Source organism: Streptomyces sp. NPDC007875, assembly GCF_042868035.1.
Classification (GTDB): Bacteria; Actinomycetota; Actinomycetes; order Streptomycetales; family Streptomycetaceae; genus Streptomyces; species Streptomyces antimycoticus.
On sequence record NZ_JBIADZ010000003.1, the window covers coordinates 542,068 to 562,807 of the forward strand.

Annotated in this window: 6 protein-coding genes; 4 read left to right on the forward strand and 2 right to left on the reverse strand. The window is 73.4% G+C overall.

The annotated features are described in order from the left end of the window. Positions 1–59 precede the first annotated feature (59 nt). Together ACFYOY_RS09135 and ACFYOY_RS09140 are read right to left on the reverse strand one after the other, a co-directional pair. Positions 60–752 (reverse strand): response regulator, encoded by a 693-nt coding sequence (locus tag ACFYOY_RS09135; protein WP_351903141.1) that lies wholly within the window; start codon positions 750–752, stop codon positions 60–62. After that, entirely contained in the window at positions 749–2,473 is a 1,725-nt protein-coding gene (locus tag ACFYOY_RS09140) for an ATP-binding protein (RefSeq protein ID WP_388585811.1), read from the reverse strand. The genes ACFYOY_RS09135 and ACFYOY_RS09140 overlap by 4 nt, the downstream gene beginning before the upstream one ends. 98 nt (positions 2,474–2,571) lie before the next feature. On the opposite strand from ACFYOY_RS09140, the gene ACFYOY_RS09145 reads away from it, so the two are divergent. The 4 genes from ACFYOY_RS09145 (at position 2,572) to ACFYOY_RS09160 (ending at position 20,693) form a co-directional block, all read left to right on the forward strand. Next, positions 2,572–3,561, forward strand: a complete 990-nt coding sequence (locus ACFYOY_RS09145; RefSeq protein WP_351903144.1) for a tripartite tricarboxylate transporter substrate binding protein — start codon at positions 2,572–2,574, stop codon at positions 3,559–3,561. Between the two features lie 260 nt (positions 3,562–3,821). Further along, positions 3,822–5,249, forward strand: a complete 1,428-nt coding sequence (locus ACFYOY_RS09150) for a gluconate:H+ symporter (RefSeq protein WP_351903147.1) — start codon at positions 3,822–3,824, stop codon at positions 5,247–5,249. Positions 5,250–5,355: 106 nt separating this feature from the next. Further along, positions 5,356–6,876, forward strand: coding sequence for an ankyrin repeat domain-containing protein (locus ACFYOY_RS09155; RefSeq protein WP_388585757.1), 1,521 nt, complete (start codon positions 5,356–5,358; stop codon positions 6,874–6,876). 113 nt (positions 6,877–6,989) lie between these two features. Then, entirely contained in the window at positions 6,990–20,693 is a 13,704-nt protein-coding gene (locus tag ACFYOY_RS09160) for an amino acid adenylation domain-containing protein (protein WP_388585760.1), read from the forward strand. Positions 20,694–20,740 lie beyond the last annotated feature (47 nt).

Below are 20,740 nucleotides of genomic sequence, written 5' to 3' on the forward strand. Positions count from 1 at the left end.
TCTCGCCACGGACCGCCCACCGGGCTTGGTGCGAACCGGCGCGCACCGGCCCGGGGTTGCTACGCCCGCCAGGTGTAGCGGCGCTCCGGGCGGCCGGCGGTGCCGTAGCGCAGGGCGACGTCGGCGTTGCCGGTGGTGTGGAAGTACTCCAGATAGCGGCGGGCGCTGACCCGGGAGATGCCGATCGTGGTGGCCGCCTCGGCGGCGGAGACGGTGCCGTCCGCCTCGCGGAGGGCACGCTCGACGAGCTGGGCGGTCTCCACGCTCAGGCCCTTGGGAAGAGTGCCGCCCGCCGGGGGCGCGAACGCCCCGGCCAGGACCCGGTCCACATCCGCCTGGCCACGGACGACGGTGGTGAGCAGCCGTCCGCGCTGGGTCGCATAGCGTTCGAGGCGGGGCTGCAGATCCTCGTAGTCGAAGGGCTTGAGGAGGTAGTCGACCACGCCCTGGCGGACGGCGCCGCGCACCGCGTCGGCCTCCCGGGCCGCCGTGATCACCATGACGTCGCAGTCGTGCCCGGCAGTGCGCAGCCGGGGGATGACGTCCAGGCCGAAGAGGTCCGGCAGATAGAGGTCGAGCAGGACCAGGTCGGGACGGAGCGTGTCGACCGCCTCGATCGCCTGCTCGCCGGTGTGGGCGGTGCCGACGACACGGAACGGCGCCACCCGCTCCACGAACGTGCGGTGGACACGGGCCACCATGAAGTCGTCGTCCACGACGAGCACATCGATCGGGCCGGCCGACTCGGTCATCGGGTCACTCCTTCCGCCACCGCGTCGGCGGGGTGGCTGACGGACATGCGGGCGCTGAACATCGCGCCCTGGGGGGTGTTGGTCACCGCGATCTCGCCACCGCGGCGCTCGCAGATGAGCCGGGTGAGGGCGAGCCCGATGCCGCGCTCGCCCTCCCGGGCGGCCTTGGTGGTGAAGCCATGGGCGAAGACCTCCTGGGCGAGTCCGGGGGCGACACCGGGGCCGGAGTCGCGCACCACGATCTCCACACTGGCGTTGTCCTGGCGCAGCTCGACCTCCACCCACGGCTCGTCGCCGTCCCGGTCCCCGAGCCTGGTCATGTCCCCGGCCCCGGCCATCTTCCTGTCACCGTCACCGCCGCCCCCATTCCCGTCGCCGCGCTCGGAGGTGACGGCGTCGATGGCGTTGTCGACCAGGTTGCCCACCACGGTCGCCACATCGGCGGCGTCCTCGGGCGTCAGCCGGTCCAGCGCGGTGCGGTCCGAGAGGCGCAGGGCCACCTTCCGCTCGGCGGCCTGGGACGCCTTCGCCATCAGCAGCGCGGCCACGGCGGTGTCCCGGACCCGGCGGCCGATGGACATGTCCAGCGACTGGCGGCGCTGGTTCAGCGCCCGGATGTAGCGCACCACTTCCTCCTGCTCGCCGATCTGGATCAGCCCGGAGATGGTGTGGAGCTGGTTGGCGAACTCGTGGGTCTGCGCGCGCAGCAGTTCGGAGGTGCCGCGGAAGGAGCCGATCTCGCGCTCCAGTCTCGCCAGCTCGGTGCGGTCCCGCAGGGTGGTGACGGAGCCGAGCGGGCGTCCGTCCTTGACGACGGTCATCCGGTTCATGACCAGAACGCGGCCGTGCCGGACGACGACCTCGTCCTTCGGGTCCGTCGATTCCTTCCGCGCACCGGCCAGCACGTCCAGCAGCCGTCCCTCGATGCCGAGCTCGGCCAGGTTCCGGCCCACGCAGTCCTCGGGCAGGTCCAGCAGCCGTCTGCCCACGTCGTTGACGAGCGTCACCCGGTGCTGCGGATCGAGCGCGACGACGCCCTCGGCGATGCCGTACAGCATCGCCTCACGGTGCTCGGCCAGCCCGGTGATCTCACGCGGCTCAAGCCCGAGCGTCTGCCGTTTGACGCGCCGGGCCAGCAGCCAGGAGCCGACGACGCCGAGCGCGCTGGCGACGCCGAGGTAGACGGGCAGGTACGAGGACGCGCCGCTCAGCCGCTGCCACACCGTGGGAGACGCCTCGCCGATCATGACGGTGCCCAGATGCCGTCCCAGGTCGTCGCCCGTCGCACCGAGGACCGGCACCTGAGCCACCAGCTCCCTGCTGCCGTCCCAGTCCAGCGTGCCCGACCAGCCGCGCCCCGCGCCGACCCCCTTGCCCAGCGGCAGCCGGTCGCCGAGCACCGTGGGATTCGTCGAGCTGACGACGCGCCCGTCACCATCGGCCACCGTGACGGACGTGACCCGCGACTGCACCCGGGCCGAGTACACCAGCGGGGCCAGCGCCTCCGCCGGAGAGGGGCCCACCAGCCGGCTGCGCACCAGCGGCTGGGCCGCCAGCTGCTCGGCGAGCGCACCGACCCGGCGGCCCTCCACCCGGTTGAAGGTGGCCTCGGACTGCGCGAGCGAGACCGCGGCGACCGCCATCAGCACCACCACGACGATGGCGAGCTGCAGCACCAGCATCTCGCCCGCGAGTGTTTGACGACGGAACGCGGCGACCACAATGAACTCAATCTCTCCTGCTGACACAACCTGGGCGCATTTCTCACCAGGCTGCACAATCATGGCGTCCGCCGTTTGGGAAGCGAAAGGGAGGTGCCATGAGAGGCCGCAGCCGCGCCCTGTCCGGCCTCCTGGCCGCTGTGCTGTCCCTGCTCGTCGGAGCCTGTGGCACCTGGCCGGGCCCGGGGGACACCGCGGACGACGGTCTGCGGATCCTGGTGCCGAACACACCCGGAGGCGGGTACGACACCACGGCACGGACCGTGGCCCGGGTGCTGGAGGAGACCGGGAGCGCCTCGGACATGGAGGTGTTCAACCTGTCCGGAGCCGGCGGCACCGTCGGCCTGCAGCGCATCGTGGACGAACGGGGCAATGGACGGCTCGCCCTGCAGATGGGCCTCGGTGTCCTCGGCGCGGCCCATGTGCAGGGTGCGAAGGTGACCGTCGCGCGGACCACCCCGATCGCCCGCCTGATCGAGGAGCCCGAAGCGGTGGTGGTCCGCGAGGACTCGCCGTACCGCACCCTCGCCGACCTGGTCACCGAATGGCGCAAGAGCCCCGGAGGCGTCACGGTCGGTGGCGGCTCGTCGCTGGGCGGCCCGGACCACCTGCTGCCCATGGCGCTGGCCGGCGCGGTCGGCATCCAGCCGAAGAAGGTGCGGTACGCCGCCTACGACGGCGGTGGCGGCGATCTGCTCCCCGCCCTGCTGGACGGCCGGGTCGACTTCGCCACCAGCGGCATCGGCGAGTTCCTCGACCAGATCGCCGCCGGGCAGCTCAGGGTGCTCGCGGTCACCAGCGACCGGCCCGTGGCGGCGCTGCCCGGGGTGCCGACGCTGAAGGCCGCCGGGATCGATCTCGTCTTCGACAACTGGCGGGGGGTCGTCGCCCCGCCGGGCATCAGCTCCGCGGACCGCAAGCGCTGGATCGAGGTGCTGACCGCGTTGCACACCTCCCGGCAGTGGAAGGCCGAGCTCACCCGCCACGGCTGGACCGACGCCTTCACCACCGGTGGCGCCTTCGCCACCTACCTGGTCCGGCAGGACAAGGCCGTGGCCGAACTGGTCGGACACCTGGGACTGGACTGACCGACACCCTCCGGGGCGGCCGCCACCGGTGACCGCAATGGCGGCTGCCACCCGCTACCGCCTCACGCCCGCATGCCCTCGACCCGGACCGCCCTCACCCCCTGACCCACCCATGCCCTCGACCCGGACCGTCCTCACCCCCTGACCCACCCATGCCCTCGACCCGGACCGCCCTCACCCCCTGACCCACCCATGCCCCGGTGGCCGTACGAACCCGCCCGCATGTCCCGTCATGACACGCATGTCCTGGAAGGCACCGCATGACCGCACACACCTGGTGGCTGCTGATCATCCTCACGGTGGCGATAGCAGCACTGATCTACCTCATCAACTCCCGGCTGCGTGTCCACCCGTTCGTCGCGCTGATCCTGGTCAGCGTGGGCACGGGGATCGCGGCCGGGGAACCCGCCGCGAAACTCGCCGGCTCCATCGAGGAGGGCGCCGGCGGCACCCTGGGCGACGTGGGCGTCACCCTCGCCCTGGGCGCCATGCTCGGCCGTCTGCTGTCGGACTCGGGCGCGACCGACACCATCGCCCGCGCCCTCGTCGCCCGCGCCGAGCCCCGCAGGCTGCCCTGGCTGGTCGGTGCCGCGGCGTTCGTCATCGGCGTGCCCATGTTCTTCGAGGTGGGCCTGATCGTGCTGCTGCCCTTGATCTTCAGCGTCGCCCGCAGGATGGAGAGCCACGGCGGCACGAAGGGCAGCCCGTACGTCCTCCTCGGCGTGCCCGCCATCGCCTCGCTGTCGACCCTGCACGGCATGCTGCCGCCCCACCCCGGACCGCTGACCGCGATGACCGGTCTCCACGCCGACCTCGGTCTCACCCTCGGCGTCGGCATCGTCTGCGCCGTGCCCACCGTCATCCTGGCGGGCCCGGTCTACGCCCGCTGGATCGCGCCCCGGCTTCCCGATGTCGCCCCGGACGCGGAACTGGTGGCCCAGTTCGCCGGGGCCGAGCGGCAGCCCGCTGCGGCCACCTCGGGCCCCGGTGCGCAGGCGGGCATGGACGCGCCCCGCCGGGCCGGTGTGCCCACCGGCCTGGCCGTGGCGGCGGTGCTGGTCCCCGTCGTCCTGATGCTGTTGCGTACGCTCGCCGAGACGGTGCTGGACGAGTCGAGCAAGCTGGGCGTGGCGCTCGTGTTCGCCGGAGAGCCGCTGGTGGCGATGCTCGCCGGTTTCGTCTTCGCCTTCGGGGTGACGATCTTCGGCTCCGGCCGATCCGGTGACGAGACTCGTGCCTCCCTGACCGACAGCCTGAAGTCCATCGCCGCGATCCTGCTCATCATCGGTGGGGGAGGGGCGTTCAAGCAGGTCCTCCAGGACTCGGGCATCGGCGATGCCATCGCCTCGGCCGCCGAGGGCGCCCATATCAATGTGATCCTGCTGGGCTGGCTGATCGCCCTGCTGCTGTCGCTGACCACGGGCTCCGCCACCGTCGGCATCGTCTCCGCCACCGGCATCGTGGCCCCGCTGATCGGTGACGGCGGGGGCCTGGAGGCATCCCTGCTCGTGGTCGCGATCGGGGCCGGTTCCCTCGGCCTCAACTATGTCAACCACGCGGGGTTCTGGCTGGTGAAGGAGTCGTTCGGAATGGACCTCAGCCAGGCCACCAAGACCCAGACCGTCGTACAGACCCTGGTCAGCGTGCTCGGCCTGGCGATGGCCCTGCTGCTGTCGGTGTTCGCCTGAGCCGAGGCGGCGGCCGGACGGCCCCGGCGGGCCCGGTCGCGGCGGCGCCGACCGCGGCGGGCCCGGCCGCCCGGAGGCTGTCGCACCCGCCTGCCAGACTCCGGCCATGGATCTTGACGAGCTGTTGCGGTGTCTCGCGGAGGCCGAGTCGGGTGAGCTGCGGGAGGAGCTGACCGGTGGGCGCTATGTGGTCGTGCAGTACGACCCCGAGGAGACGGTGTTCGACGACGCGGCCCTCAAGGAACTCTTCGGTGTTCCAACGCCCGGCACCGGCGCGGCGGCCCCGGACGCCGTCGAGGACCTGGACGCCACCGAGGACACCGACGAGGAGTCTGAGGACGAGGAGTTCGAGGACGAGGACGGCGCCTGGTTCTCCCTCATCGGTGTCGCGACCTCGCTCTACGAGGCACTGGATCTCCTCGGCGACGAACTCCCCGATGAGGAGGGCCTGACGGAACTGGACGAGGAGGAGTGGGCGGAGGAGGCGGCCGAGTTCGGTGCGCACGTTTTCAGCGCGGACGTGTTCGGCGCGGCCGCGGACGCCGAAGACGGAGAAGAAGGCGGAGAATCAGACGGCGAAGAGGGGAACGAATGGCTCGCTCTCCTGAGCGGCATACGGGATCCGCGGCGGCGCTCCGTCGTCCAGCTGCTGTGCGGTGTCCTCGGCCCGATGGACTTCCTGACGGAGGACTTCGAGGAGGACTGCTACCTGGGCCATGTGGCAACACGGCTCCCCGGAGCACGGTTCGTCATGCTGGCCAGCGCCGCCCCGCCGAACCAGGAAGTGGCCTTCGCCATCCTGGAACTCCCGCCCCGCGATACCCCGGACCCGGTCGGCCGCGCCCTGCTGCTGGCCGCTGCCGCCGGGGACCCGGCCGCGCTGCGCGCCGCGCTGGAGGAGGGCGCTGACGTCGGCACGCTCGACGAGTACGCCGCGACACCGCTGCACCACGCCGTGGCGGCGCGTTCGGCCGCGGCCGTCGACGCACTGCTCGCGGCGGGTGCCGATCCGGGCGCCCAGGCGGCCTTCGGCAACGCACCCCAGTTCGCGGCCGCCGGTCCGGGCCGTCCATACCCCACCGCCCGCCGGGTCGAAGACGAGGAGCACTGGAGCCTCTTGTGGTCCCTGCTGGACGCGGGCGCCGATATCAACGCCGTCAACACCGCCGGTCAGACCCTGCTCGACCTGGCCGTCCGGTCGGATCCGTACCCGGAGCGGCAGGTGCGCCTGCTGCTGGAACGGGGAGCGGTCAGCCGCGAACTCGCGACCACGCGCGTGGACGCGCTCGTCCGCAGGCTGCCGTACGGCTACGAGGAGGAACTGTGCGTACTGCGCAATCAGGTGCGCTTCCTGCTGGACACCGGCGCGCCGTACGACCATCCGCTGGACGCTCTGCTCGCCGTCACGGGCTACTACGAGCGTGAACTTTCCGCCGACTATCTCGTTGAACTCGTCGACATCATGGTGAGGCGCGGCGTGGGTGACCGGCCGGGCACCTATGGCAGGACGGCTCGCGAGAGCGCCATGCAGTGGGTCGACCACGGCCTGACCCACTACCAGGCCGTGGTGGACCGGCTCGCCGCGACGGCGGCCCCGGGCGAACGCCGAGGTGAAACGTCGAGGTGAGCGCTGAGGTGAGCATTGAGGTGAGCATTGAGGTGAGGGATTGCCGACCGCCTGGAACCGGACGCTCCCTCCGCGCCTCCCACTAGGCGACGGCAAGTGAGTTGGGGATCTTGATGACGGGACCGAACGGCGAGACCACGCTTCCGCAGGTCTTGTTGGACGCCGCCGACGCGGCCCCTGACCAGGTACTGGTGCATGTCCGGGGAGACGGTGGTGAGCGGACCGTCACCGTCGCGCGGCTGCGGGACGAGGCGCTGTGCGTCGCCGGTGGCTACCTCGCGGCCGGGGTGACACCCGGCACCTGTGTCCCGTTGCTCGCCGACCGCGGTGACGACTTCCAGGCGATGTTCTGGGGCGCCCTGCTGGCCGGTGTCATCCCGGTGCCGCTCGCGTCCGATGTCCGGCGGGTGGTGCCGGTATGGGAATCGCTCGGCCGCCCGCCGGTGGCCGTCGACGAGGCCACGGAGACGCTGCTGGCCGAACTGCCGGACGAGGTCGAGCCCTTGCGACTGGGCGAGCTGCGGCAGGGCCGCCCGCCCGCCCGGCTGCCGGATGCCGCGCCCGGCGACGTGGCCTTTCTGCAGTTCTCCTCGGGCAGCACCGGAGACCCGAAGGGCGTCGAGCTGACGCACGCCTGCGTCCTCGCCAACCTGGAGCAGATCCGCCTCGCCGCGGCCCTCACACCCGACGATGTGGTGGCGAGCTGGATGCCGTACTTCCACGACATGGGCCTCATCGGCACCCACCTGGCCCCGCTCGCCGCGCGCGCGGGGCAGGTGCGGCTCGAGCCGTTGTCGTTCGCCAAGCGGCCGGCGCTGTGGCTGGAGATGGCGGCCCGGCACCGGGCGACACTCCTGTCCGCCGCCAACTTCGCCCTGGCCCTGGCCGTACGGCGGATCCCCGACGAGGTGTTCGCCCGGCTCGACCTGACCGCCGTGCGCCTGGTCCTGGTCGGCGCCGAGCCGATCGCCCCGGCGGTGTGGCGGCGGTTCGCCGCAAAGGCGCGGGCGTCCGGGCTCGACGAGAGGGCACCGCTGCCGGTCTACGGCCTGGCCGAGGCCACCTTGGCAGTCACCTTCCCGCCCCTGGACGAGGTGGCGGCGCCACATGTCCTGGACCGGGCGGCCCTCAGCCGCGGCCGCGCGGTGGACACCGTCCTGGGCCCGGACGCCGTGGAGTTGATGGACGTCGGCCTGCCGGTGCCCGGGTGCGAGGTACGCATCGTGGACGACGCGGGCCGCCCGCGGGACGAACGGCGGGTGGGCCACATCCAGATACGCGGACCGCAGGTGGCGCGCGGCTACCGAAAGGCGCCGGAGGCGACCGCCGTCACGTTCACCGATGGCTGGCTGCGCACCGGTGACCTGGGATTCCTGGCCGACGGCCGGTTGTGCGTGACCGGCCGCCACAAGGACGTGGTGTACGTGGGCGGCCGCACCTTCCACGCCCCGGACCTGGAGGAGGTGGCAATGGCCACCCCCGGCCTGCCCACGCCGCCCCTGGCCGCGGTGGTGGGCTCCACCGACCCGGCCGACGGCGCGGAACGGGTGGTGGTCTTCGTACGGTGGCCCAGGCCACCGCGCGCGGCGGCGGCCACGCTGGCCGAGGCGGCGGCGCGAGTGCGACAGGCCCTGGCCCACGACGACGTACGCGTACTCCCCCTGCCACCGGGCGCGTTCCCCCGGACAACGAGCGGCAAGCTGCGCCGCCGTGCGATGCGGGAGCGGTTCGAGGCGGGTGCCTATGCGGGGGTCGAGGAGCGGTGGGGGCGCGAGGGTGGGGAGCCCGCGGCGCTGGCTTCTGCGGCGTTGGCTTCGGCGGCCTCGGGCTCTGGGCCCCCGGCTTCGGCGGCCTCGGCGCTTGCGGTTCCGGCTTCTGGGGCCTGGGCAGCGTCGGCTTTCGGGGCTTCGGGTTCTGTGCCTCCGGCCTCGGCGGCCTCGGTTTCTGCGGCTCCGGCCCCGGCGCCTGCGGTTCCGGCTTCGGCAGTTCCGGCCTGGGCGCCCCCGGCCACCGCGCCCCCGGCCTCGGCGGCTCCGTCGTCTGCGGTTCCGGCCGCTGCGGCCCGGGGCGCCTCCATCCCGGCGCAGGGCAGCTCAGCCTCTGCCATTCCTGCGGAGGATGTCTCGGTCTCTGCCGAGGCGGCGCCTGCCGTTCCGGCGGAGGGCCTTCCGGCAGCGAGGGCCTCGGGGTCAGGTGTGCCAGTCGCGGACTCCCCGCCAGTGGGAGCCTCGGGGCCTGGCACCCCGGTCGCGGACTCTCTGCCGGTGGGTGCCTCGGGGCCTGGCACCCCGGTCGCGGACTCTCTGCCGGTAGGTACCTCGGGGGCACGCACCCTGGACTCGGACGTCCTGCCGGTGGGCGCCCCGGGCTCTGCCGTTCCGGCCCCCGCCCCGGCGGAAAGTGTCCCGGGCGCGGGTGTTTTGGTTCCTGCCATCCCTCCTACGTGGGACGTGTCCGGGGGGCCGTGCTCGTGGCGGGAGGTGGCGCGGGTCGTCACCGGCATGTGGGCGCGGGTGTTGGGCCGGCCCGAGCACACCATCGGCCCGCACGATCGGTTCCTGGCCATCGGCGGTTCGTCGCTGAAGGCGATGGAGGTGCTCGCCGAGGTAGAGGACACCTTCGGCGTCACCGTGCCACCGGCCGTGCTGCGCGACCGTGACACGGTCGCCGCGCTCACCGAACACGTGATGGCGTCGCGGCACGGTGGGCTGCCGGAGGCCGCTCCGCCCCGCGCCACCCCCATCCCGAGCCGGAGCCCGAGCCCGAGCGGGACCGTGAACGACAGCGACCCGGGAGCCATCGCGGTCGTCGCCATGGCCTGCCGCTTCCCCGGTGCGGACACCCCGGACTCCTTCTGGGACCGCCTCGTGGCCGGCCACGACGCCGTCGGGCCCGTGCCGCCCGCCCGATGGACGACCCGGCCGGAGGACACCGCCCGGTGGGGCGCCTTCCTGGACGACCCGTCCCGCTTCGACGCCACCTACTTCGGCATGGACGACGAAGAAGCGGCCGCGACCGACCCCCAGGCCCGGATCTTCCTGGAACTGGCCCATGAAGCCCTGGAACGCGCCGGTTACGCGGGGCCCCGGCGGACGGGCCGCCGCATCGGTGTGTTCGCCGCGACCGGGGAAAGCGGCTACCGCGAACTGCTCACCCGGGCTTCCGGCCCGGACGGCGGGCTGCCTTCCGCCGCGTTGGTCGGCAACCTCCCCAACCTCGTCGCCGCCCGCGTGGCGCAGAGCCTGGACCTGACCGGTCCGGCCCTCGCCGTCGACACCGCCTGTTCCTCGGCGCTGGTGGCGCTGCACCTGGCGCGCCGCAGCCTGCAGTCGGGGGAGTGCGACCTCGCCGTGGTCGGCGGGGTCAACCTCGCGCTGGCCCCGACCGGCCACCGGCTGCTGGAGCAGGCGGGTGTGCTCTCGCCGACCGGGCGCTGTCACGCCTTCAGCGCCGCGGCCGACGGATTCGTCCCCGGGGAGGGCGGCGCGGCGATCGTTCTCGCCCGGCTGGACGACGCGCATCGCGCGGACGACCCGGTTCTGGCCCTGCTGCGCGGCACCTCGGTGAACAACGACGGGCGTTCGCTGAGCCTGCTGGCCCCCAACGCGCTCACCCAGCGGGAGATCATCGTCCAGGCGTACCGTGACGCGGGCGTCGACCCCGACAGCGTGTCCTACATCGAGGCTCACGGCACCGGCACCGCCCTCGGCGACCCCGTCGAACTGCGCTCCCTGGCACAGGCGTTCGCGCCCCGTGCCGACGGGCGGCCCCGACTGCTGGGCTCGGTGAAGACCAACCTCGGCCATCTGCTGAACGCCGCCGCCATGCCGAGCCTGGTGAAGGTCGTCCTGGCCCTCGGCCACCGGCAGTTGCCCGCCTCGTTGCACCACGATCCGCCCGCCTCCCTACCCGACGATGGCGGGGCCGGTTTCGCGGTGGTCACCGAGCACCGCGCATGGACGGCCCCTGGTCCGCTGGTGGCCGGAATCAACGCCTTCGGGTTCGGCGGCACCAACGCGCACGCCATCCTCGAGCAGCCACCCCCGCCACCGCGCCCAGGTCCGTCGCACCGCGTCCGACCGGCCACCGCCCCGCACGAGACGGATGCCGTATGCGACGGCTCGGGTTTCGAGAACGGCGCGAGTCACGGCCGAGGTGTTGAGCATGGTGTGAGTGACGACTCGGGTCTTCAGCGTGGTCCGATCGACAGCTCAGGGGGTGAGGACGGCTCAGGGGGTGAGGACAACTCAGGGGTCGAGGTCGGCCCGCATCTGCTGACCCTCTCGGCCCGCGGCGCCGACTCCCTGGCGGCCGCAGCCCGTGACCTCGTGGCCCATCTGCGGGCTCACCCGGAGCTCGACGAGGGCGACGTATGCGCCACCGTCAACACCGCCCGCGACCACGGTCGCCACCGCCTGGCAGTGGTATCCCGTGGCGATCTCGCCGAACGCCTCGAAGTCCACCCCACCCCCGCGGTGGCCCGCTCCCGGCCCCGGCTGGTGTTCCTGCTGCCCGGCCAGGGCAGCGCGCGGCCGGGGCTTGGCCGCGCCCTGTACCGCACCGCACGGGAGTTCCGCCGTGTGATGGAGGAGGCGTCCGCACTCGTCGGCCCGGTGCGGGGCCGCACCCTGGCCCAGTGGTGCCTGGATCCCGATGCCGCGCCCGACGATCTGGCCCGTACGGAGGTCTCCCAGCCGCTGCTCGTCGCGTTCGGTATCGCGCTGGCCCGGCAATTGCGCGCCTGGGGCGTGAGCCCGGACGCGGTCGCCGGGCACAGCGTCGGCGAGATCACCGCCGCCTGCGTCGCCGGGTCGCTCACCCTGGCCGAGGCGGTGCGGTTCGCCGCCGAGCGAGGGCGCCTGATGCGCGAGCTGGCCGCACCGGGCGCCATGGCCGCCGTACGCGGCGGCGAGGACGCCGTCGCCGCGGTGGTGGCCGAGTCGGCCGGTGCGCTGTGCGTGGCCGCGGTCAACGCCCCCGGACACGTGGTGATCGCCGGAGCCCCGGACGCCGTCCACCGAGCCGTCGGGCGGCTGGTCGCCGATGGGATAACGGCCCGTGAACTCCCCGTCTCCCACGGCTTCCACTCCCCGGCGATGCGCCCGGTGGCCGACCCGCTCACCGCCGTGGCCGCCCAGCTGAGCCCCCACCCGCCATCGGTACCCCTGCTCAGCACGCTGACCGCCCAGTGGCAGCCGTCCCTGGACCCGACCCACTGGCGCGAACACGCCCTGCGCCCCGTGCGCTTCGGCGCCGCCGTCGAGCGTCTGCTGGACGACGGATATGACACCTTCGTCGAACTCGGGCCCGGCACCACCCTGCCGGGCCCGGTCCGCGCCGTGGCGGCCGAACGCGCGCCGTCGCCGGAGGTTTTGGCGCTGGCGGCAGCCCCGGGTACCGGCGCGGGTGTCGACTACGACGCGGGGCAGGCTTTGCTGACGGTCCTGGGGCGGCTGTGGACGCGCGGGGTGGAGCTGGACCACGTGGCACTGGGTGACGGGCGGGCGCGCGTGGCCGTCCCGACGTACCCGTTCCAGCGCCGTCGCCACTGGCCGCTGCACTGGCCCGAGCACCGACGCGAGACTCGGCCCGAGCCCCAACCCGAGCGTGGGCCCGAGGAGCAGCCCGAGTATCGGCCTGGGGACCGGGCCGAGCACCGGCCTGAGCATGGGCCCGAGTATCGGCCCGAGGGCCGGTCCGGGTATCGGTCGGAGGACCGGCCTGACCCTGGGCCCGAGCATCGGCCCGAGGACCGGTCCGGGTATCGGTCGGAGGACCGGCCCGGGCACCGGCCCGAGCATGGGGCCGGACACCGGCCCGAGCCCGCGGCGCCGCTGCACCGTCTCACCTGGCGTGCGACACCTCCTTTGGCCGACGGGGACACACCGCACACCGTCCGGCTGGCCGGGCCGGATTCGGAGCTGGCCCGTGCGCTGACCCACCGGCTGGAGCGGCGCGGTATCACGGTCCGTGGGGACGGTGACGCCTCCCTCGCCGAGCCGCCCGCGCAGATCACCGTCTGGCTCGCCGGACCGGCCGCCGAGTGCGCGACCGTGGCGGACCTCGACACCGCGACGCACACCATCCTGTCCACGCTGCGGGCCCTGCTCCCCTTGATGAGCCAGGACGCTGGCCGACTGGTGGCGGTCACCGAGGACGTACACGCCACCCGCGTCGCCGCCGAACGGCTGCGCCCCGCCCAGGCGCTGCTCACCGGCCTTGTACTCGCCCTCCCCGAGGAGTTTCCGGGCCTCACCGCGTACGGCATCGACTTGTCCTCGTACGACTCCCTGGACGTCCGGCTCGACGCCCTGGAGCGGGAGGTGCTCGGGCGGAACGCACCGGGTGGCGGCGCGGTGGCGTACCGGGCGGGCCGCCGCCTGGCCCGTACCCCCGTGGCGGTGGCGGAGGAGACCGACCCGCTCCCGTTGTCCTCGCCGCTGCCACCCGACGGCACCTACCTGATCGCCGGCGGTACGGGCGGGATAGGCACCGAGGTCGCGCGCGACCTGGCCGAGCGCGGTCGGCCGAACCTGGTCCTCGTCGGCCGGTCGGCCCGTCCTCCGGCGGGCCATCTGATGGCCGAACTCAAGGCGCTCGGCGCCACGGCGGAGTACCGCGTGGCGGATGTGTCCGTCGAAGCCGATGTCGAGGCCCTGGTCGCGGATCTGCCGCCGCTGGACGCGGTGTTCCACGCCGCCGGAGTGGTGCGCCCCGGCACCATGCGGGCCAAGACACCCGAGGAGATGGCCGAGGTCATGGCCGCCAAGGTGCGCGGCAGCCACCTGCTGTCCCAGGCCCTGTGGCGGCACGGCCACCGTCCGGCGGTGTGCGTGGCCTTCTCCTCGGTCGCCTCGGTATTGCCCGGGCTGGCCGGTGCACTCGGTGACTACGCGGCGGCCAACGCCTACCTCGACGCCTTCGCCGCCTCCGAACGGGCGGCCGGGCGGCCGTGGCAGTCGCTCAACTTCGCCGCGTTCGCCGAGACCGGGCTGGCCGCCGCAGAGCCGTCGTCGCGAACCGCCGCCACGGCACGGGGCGTGGTGCCCTTGACCACGGGCGCGGGCCTGGCCGCGCTGCATGCGGCATGCGGTATCGACGCCGCGCAGTTGGTGGTGGCCGAGCTGACGGCGGAATCGGCCACCGCGGGGTCAGGGGCCGCGATGTCGGCTGTCGCTGGGTCGGGGTCGGGGTCGAGGTCCGCAGTGTCGGCCGCTACCGGGCCTGAGTTCAGCGTGTCGGTTGCCGATGAGCCGAGGGCCGTCGTGTCGTGCGCTGCCGGGTCTGGGACCGCCATCGGGCTCCCCGCACCCGCAACGGGACCCCTCACACCCGCAACGGGACCCCTCGTAACCACACCGGGCGCCGCCGACGAGGCCCCGTCACGCATCACCGGCGTGCTGCGCCGCCTCCTGGCCGAGGCGCTGCACCGCGCACCCGCCGAAGTCGCCGACGACGAGCAGTTCCTGACCATGGGGCTGGACTCGCTCTCCGCCGTGGACCTCGTCAGAAGGCTGGAGTCGGAGCTGGACCGACCCCTGCCACCCACCCTGTTCTTCGAGTACCGAACGATCGGCGAGCTGGCCGCCCATCTCTCAACCGCTCAGGTGGGGGCGACGCAACAGCCCGCGCCCCCGTCACACTCCACCGCCGACCGTACGGACGCGTTCGACAACGGGGCCCCGCTACCCCTCACACCCGTGCAACTGGCCTTCCACACGGGCAGCAAACTCCACCCGGAGGTCACCGCGTACGCGTATGTGCGCCAGACCGTCAACGGCCCCCTGGACACCGGTCTGCTCGGCCGCGCGCTCGCGCTCCTCGCCGAACGCCACCCGATGCTGCGCGTCAGGATCGAGACCGACGCCACGGCTCCCGTGCAAACCGTGGCGCCGCCCGAACCGCACACCATGCCCTCCTGGTACGAGGTCCGCCACGCCGACGGCCCCCTGGCCGACCTGGAGGAGGCGCTGTGCAATCGCCCCTTCGACCTGGCCAATGAGGCGCCGGTGCGCGCGGTGCTGGTACGCGAACGCGCCGGCCTGGCCCACCTGCTGCTGGTACTGCACCACGCCGCCGCGGACGGGTTCAGCCTCAACGTCCTCGGCGAGGAGCTGTGGTCCGTCTACACCGCCCTCGTGCACGGCCGTCCGCCCGAGCTGCCGCCGCTGGAAGCCGGTTTCGCCGACTATGCCGCCGCCGTCGAGGCGGAGCGGTCCGCGCCGGAGTTCGCCGAGGACCAGCGGTACTGGCATGACGGGCTCGCCGCCCACCCCACGATGCTGGACCTGCCCTGGGACGGCGACCCGGAGGCGCCGCCCGCCGCGCCACTCACCGCCCACCAGGTGGTCACCGACCCCCACCTCACCGCCGCACTGCGCAAGTGCGCCGCCGCCCACGGCGTTTCCCTCTTCCACCTGTTGCTGGCCGTGTACGCCCGCTGTCTGGCCCGGTGGAGCGGGCAGCGCGGCATCGCGGTCAACGTGGCCCGCGCCCGTCGCGAACTCCGGCTGGCCGGTCTCGACCGGCTGGTCGGCCCGCTCGCCGACACCTTGCCGCTGTCGGCCGCCGTCGACCCCGACGAGCCGGTCCCCGCCCTGGCACAGCGGTTGCGCGCGATCTGGCTGGACGCAGAGCGGCACGCCGGGCTCACCAGCCTGGACATCGCCCGGCTGCTTCCCGCGGCCGGGTCCCGGCCGCGTACGGCCTCCCCGGCGGCGTTCAGCTTCGCCCGCTTCCCCGTCACCACCGACCCCGACTGCCCGGTCACGGTGCGCCCGGCCGCGGCGCGCACCGCCTCGGCCGCCACGCGCCTGGGGCTGCTGTGCTGGGAGAGCGACCAAGCCCTGCACTTCTCCTGGAACTTCCCGGCGCGGCTGTTCGCCCGGACCACGGTGGAGTGCCTGGCACGCGAACACCTCGCCGAACTCGGCCATCTCGCGCAACTCGCCGAACACGCGGAACACATGGAAGTGGCCGCGCCCGCGGGGAGCGATGTTCCGGCATCGACCCCGACGCCGACCCCGGCCCCCGCCCCCGGGCGCGGCATCGTCGAACGCCTGTCGGCACGTTTCCGATTGGCCGCCGACCAGGTCGCGATCGAAACCGGCGACACCACCATGACCTACGGTGCACTCGACCGGGCCTCCGCGGCACTCGCCGACCGGCTGCGCGCCCGGGGCGTCGTCCCCGGGGACCTGGTCGGCCTGCTGACCGAGCCGGGTGCCGACACCGTCGTGGGTGTCGTCGGCATCCTCCGTGCTGGAGCCGGGTGGGTGCCTCTGGACGCCGCCCATCCCACCGCCCGCCTGGCCGACCAGCTCAACGGCTCGACGGCCCGGACCGTGGTGTGCCACGACGCCACCCGAGCGACGGCCGGGACACTCGACGCCGTAACGACGGTGGCCATCGACGATCCGACACCGACACCGACACCGACACCGACACCGACACCACTTCCCGTGGTGGCCCCTGTCCCTGTCCCCGCCAACCCCGACGCCATCGCCTACGTCATCTTCACCTCGGGATCCACCGGCCGCCCCAAGGCCGTGCCCATCACCCACCGGGCGATGGTGAACTACCTGGACTGGGCCGTGGACACCTTCGGCTACCGCGCGGGCGACCGGCTCGTCCAGACCGCCTCCGTGTGCTTCGACGCCTCCGTACGCCAGATGCTGGCACCGCTGTTGGTCGGAGCCACCGTTCACACCCTGCCGCGAAACCTGGTCCGCGACCCCGACGCGCTGCTGGACCGGGTCGTACAGGACCGGATCACCGTGTGGAGTTCGGTGCCGACGCTGTGGGAACGGCTGCTGACGGCCGCCGAGACCCGGGTGCGGCGCGGGGCGCCCCGCCCCGATCTGTCGGCTCTGCGCTGGATCCACGTCGGCGGGGAGGCGCTGCCCGCAGCGCACGTCCGCCGCTGGTACGACCTGTTCGGACCCGGCCACCGCGTCGCCAACCTGTACGGGCCGACGGAAACCACCATCAACGCCACCTGCCACCTCATCGGGGCCCGCCCCGGCGACGAGGTGCGCCGACTGCCGATCGGCCGTCCCATCTCCGGCACGGAGGTCGCGGTGGTAGCCGAGGACGGGCGTCGCTGCACCGTCGGCGAGCCCGGTGAACTGCTCATCGGCGGAACGGGGCTGACGCCGGGATACCTCGGCGACCCCGCGCTCACGGCGGCGGCGTTCGCCGAGCGCGACGGCGAGCGCTGGTACCGCAGCGGCGACCGGGTCCGCCAACGGCCCGACGGTGTATTGGAGTTCCTCGGTCGCCTCGATGACCAGGTGAAGATCCGAGGCCATCGGGTCGAACCGGGGGAGATCGAAGCGGTGCTGCAGACCCACCCCCGGGTCGCACAGGCCGCCGTACTGCACCGTGACGGCAGGCTGATCGCCTACGTGGAACCCCTGCCGGGCGGCTCCGAACCCGATCCGGCACAGCTACGCGCCCATCTGCGCGGCACCCTGCCGGACTACATGCTCCCGGCCCGGTTCCGGTTCCTGGACGCGCTGCCACTCACCGGCCCGGGCAAGGTCGACCGCCGCCGACTCGACGCGTCGGCCCCCGACGCGGACACGGGACCGGCGGCGGACGAACACCCGCCCACGCGTGCGGAGGCCCGGGGGACCGCACCGGCCACGCCAACCGAGCGCACCCTGGCCCGTATCTGGTCCGAGGTGCTGAGTGTCGCGGAGGTCAGGCGCGAGGACGACTTCTTCGCGCTCGGCGGCGACTCCATCCTCATCCTGGAGGTGTTCGCGCGGCTGGAGAAGGCGTACGAACGGGAACGGCGAGACGCCACCCTGCCGAGGCCGACGGTCATCTACGAGCACACCACGCTCACCGCCCTCGCCACCGCCGTGGACGAGGCCACTGCCATGGACGAGACTGCCCGCGTGGACGTGGCCACCGTCGCGGACGAGGCCGTTACCGTGGACACGGCCGTCGACGCGGCAACCCCGCCCGCTGTGCCCGACCAGCCCGTCCTGGGAAACCCGCCCGTTCCGGCAAGCCCGCCCGCGCCGGGTTACCCGCCCGCGCCGGGTAACCCGTCCGATGCGGCAGCCCCGTCCGCCCTGCCGTACCAGGCCGTGCCGTCTGGCCCGGGGAACCCGTCTGGCCCGGGAATGTTGTCCGCTCCGAACACCCCTCCCACCACCGGAGGCGGCGACACCTCCGCCCTCGCCGGCGCGGACCTCACGCCGTATCCCCTCACCCCAACCCAGCGCGGCTTCCTGGTCGCCGAGGCCATCGCGCCCGGAGCCGGCTCCGCGTGGCTGGCCCGGCTGCGACTGCGCGGCCCGCTGCGGACCGATGTCTTTCAGCGCGCGGTCGACGCCCTCGTCGTCCGCCACCCCATGCTGCGCACCGTCTTCCCCGCGGGCGCCCGTCCGCCGGTCCAGCAGGAACTGCCGCCCGCGCTGCGGCTCCCGGTCGATTTCGAGACGCTGGCATCCCCGGGCCTGATCGAGGAGCGGGTCGCCGACGAACGCCGTCGCCGGTTCGAACCGTGGGCCTGGCCACTGCTGCGCCTGCGCGTGCTGACCACCGGACCCGACGAGCACACGCTCGTCGTCCACGCCCACCACCTCATCGGTGACGGCTACAGCGCGGCCCTGTTCGGCCGGGAACTGATCGCCGTCTACGACCGGCTCGGCCGCGGCGAGCCGACCGGGCTACCACCGCTGCGCAGCACCTTCCGCGATTACGTCACCCTGCTCCAGCAGCCGGACTTGGACCCCGGCCGGGACGCGGCGACCACCGCCTGGCGGGCCCGCCACGCCACCCCGTACCAGCGGCCCGACCTGCGACGCCCGGGCGCGGGGAGCGACGCGACGGCGGGCGCCGGAGCCACGGGGGTCGGTTCTGCGGAGTTCAGGTCGGCGGGGTTCACCCTCGACGCCGAGCTGACGGCCGGGCTGCGCCAACTCGCCACCACTGTCCGCGCCACGCCGTACGCCCCCGTCCTGGCCGCCTACTACCGGGCCCTGGCGGACCTCACCGGGCAATGGGACCTCGTCCTCGGGCTGGCGGTCACCGGACGCGACCACGCGCTGCCCGACATCAGCCGGCTGTTCGGTCCCTTGGCGGCCGCCGTGCCGCTGCGCCCTGCCGTGGCGGAGGCGGGCGCCGGGGCCACGCCACTCGACGGATCGTTCCGCTCCTTCCGCGAGGACCTGCTCCGGATCACCGAGGAAGCCGTGGCCGCCCGGACGTACGACACCGTCGGCGACACCGGTGGTGGTACGAGCGGCGGCGCCGATGGTGGCACCGGCGGCAGCATGAGCAGAGGCACCGACGGCGAGCCGTCCGAAGGCCGACCCAGTCCGCCGAACCTGCCCGCCGCCCCACCCGGCCTGCCGATCGCCACTCAGTTCCTCTTCAGCTACCTGGACTTCTCGGCTCTCGGCCCACCCACCGGCGCAACCCTGACCCTCGATGGGGATCACCACGACACGGAACTCGCCCCGCCCCCGGTGGGAACCGACGTATTCCTGGCCGTCCGGCCGGTCGCGGACGGCCTGCGCGTCACCCTGCGGGCATCGGCCGCCGCCCTCGACGCGCTCGCCTTCACCGCGTTCACCCACGCCCTGCGGGACGAGCTCACCCGGGCGGCCATGCCCCGCCCGCGCCCTACCCCGGCCCCGGCGCCAGCCCGGGCGCCGCGTGCTTTCGGTGGTACGGACGCCGCGCTCATCGGCTACCTACCGGCTCCCGGACACCTGGCGGCGCTCGCCGGGATACCGGAACCCGACCTGCCTCGCGCACACATGCGAGACCTGCTCTTCCCGGACGGAGGTCCCCGCCTGCTGGAGGAGATCAGCACACCGTTGGGCTGCTCCGCGTTCGTCGCGCTGCCGCTGTTCGCGGATGAACTGGCCGCGGGGAGCACGCTGACCCGCCACACCGCCCGTGCCGTCAGCCACGCCGCCTCCCTCGGCGCACGCTGCGTGTCCCTGGCGGGCATGATCCCCGCATTGACCGGCTACGGATTCGAGGTGGTGCGCGCCACCGACCGGACGACGACGGCGATCACCACCGGCCACGCCGCCACCGCCGTGTCCGTGGTCAAGACCGTCCACGCCGCACTCGCCGCGAGCGGACGTGACCTCGGTGACCTGACCGTCGCCATGGTCGGACTCGGCTCGATCGGCACCTCATCCCTCAACCTGCTCCTCACTCGCGCGCCGCGCCCGCCCGCCCACTTGGTGCTGTGCGATGTCGCGGGCAGCGCGCCGCGCCTGCGCGCCCTCGCCACGGAGCTGCGCGGGAGCGGGCTGGCCGGGTCGGTGGCGACGGCCGAGTCCGCCCCGGCCCTTCCCCCCGCCGTGTACGAGGCCGACCTGATCGTCACCGCCGTCAGCGGTGGCACCGCCGTCCTCGACGTCGACCGGTTGCGCCCCGGCACCGCCGTGGTCGACGACTCCTTCCCACACTGCTTCGACACCGCACGCGCCCTCGCCCGGATGCGCGGGCGGCGCGATGTGCTGACCGTCGGGGGCGGCCTGCTCGCGGTCGGCGACACGGAGCGGCACATTGCCGACAACCTGCCACCGGCCGCCGCCTCCGGATACGCGGAACGGTCCTGGCTGCCGGGCACGGTCGCCTCCTGCCGACTCGAATCCCTGCTGCACAGCGCCGTGTCCGGCCTGCCACTGGTCCACGGGCTGGTCAACACCTCCCATGCGCACGCCTACTGGGACGCGGTCGAGACGGCCGGAGTGAGCGCCGCCCCACTGCATCTGCTCGGCCACACCATCGCCACCGGGCCACCGTGGCTTGGGGCGACTTCTCACGGGACGTCTTGACCGACTCCACGAGCTGCCGCTCGCGCTGTTGATATGGCTTTTCTCCC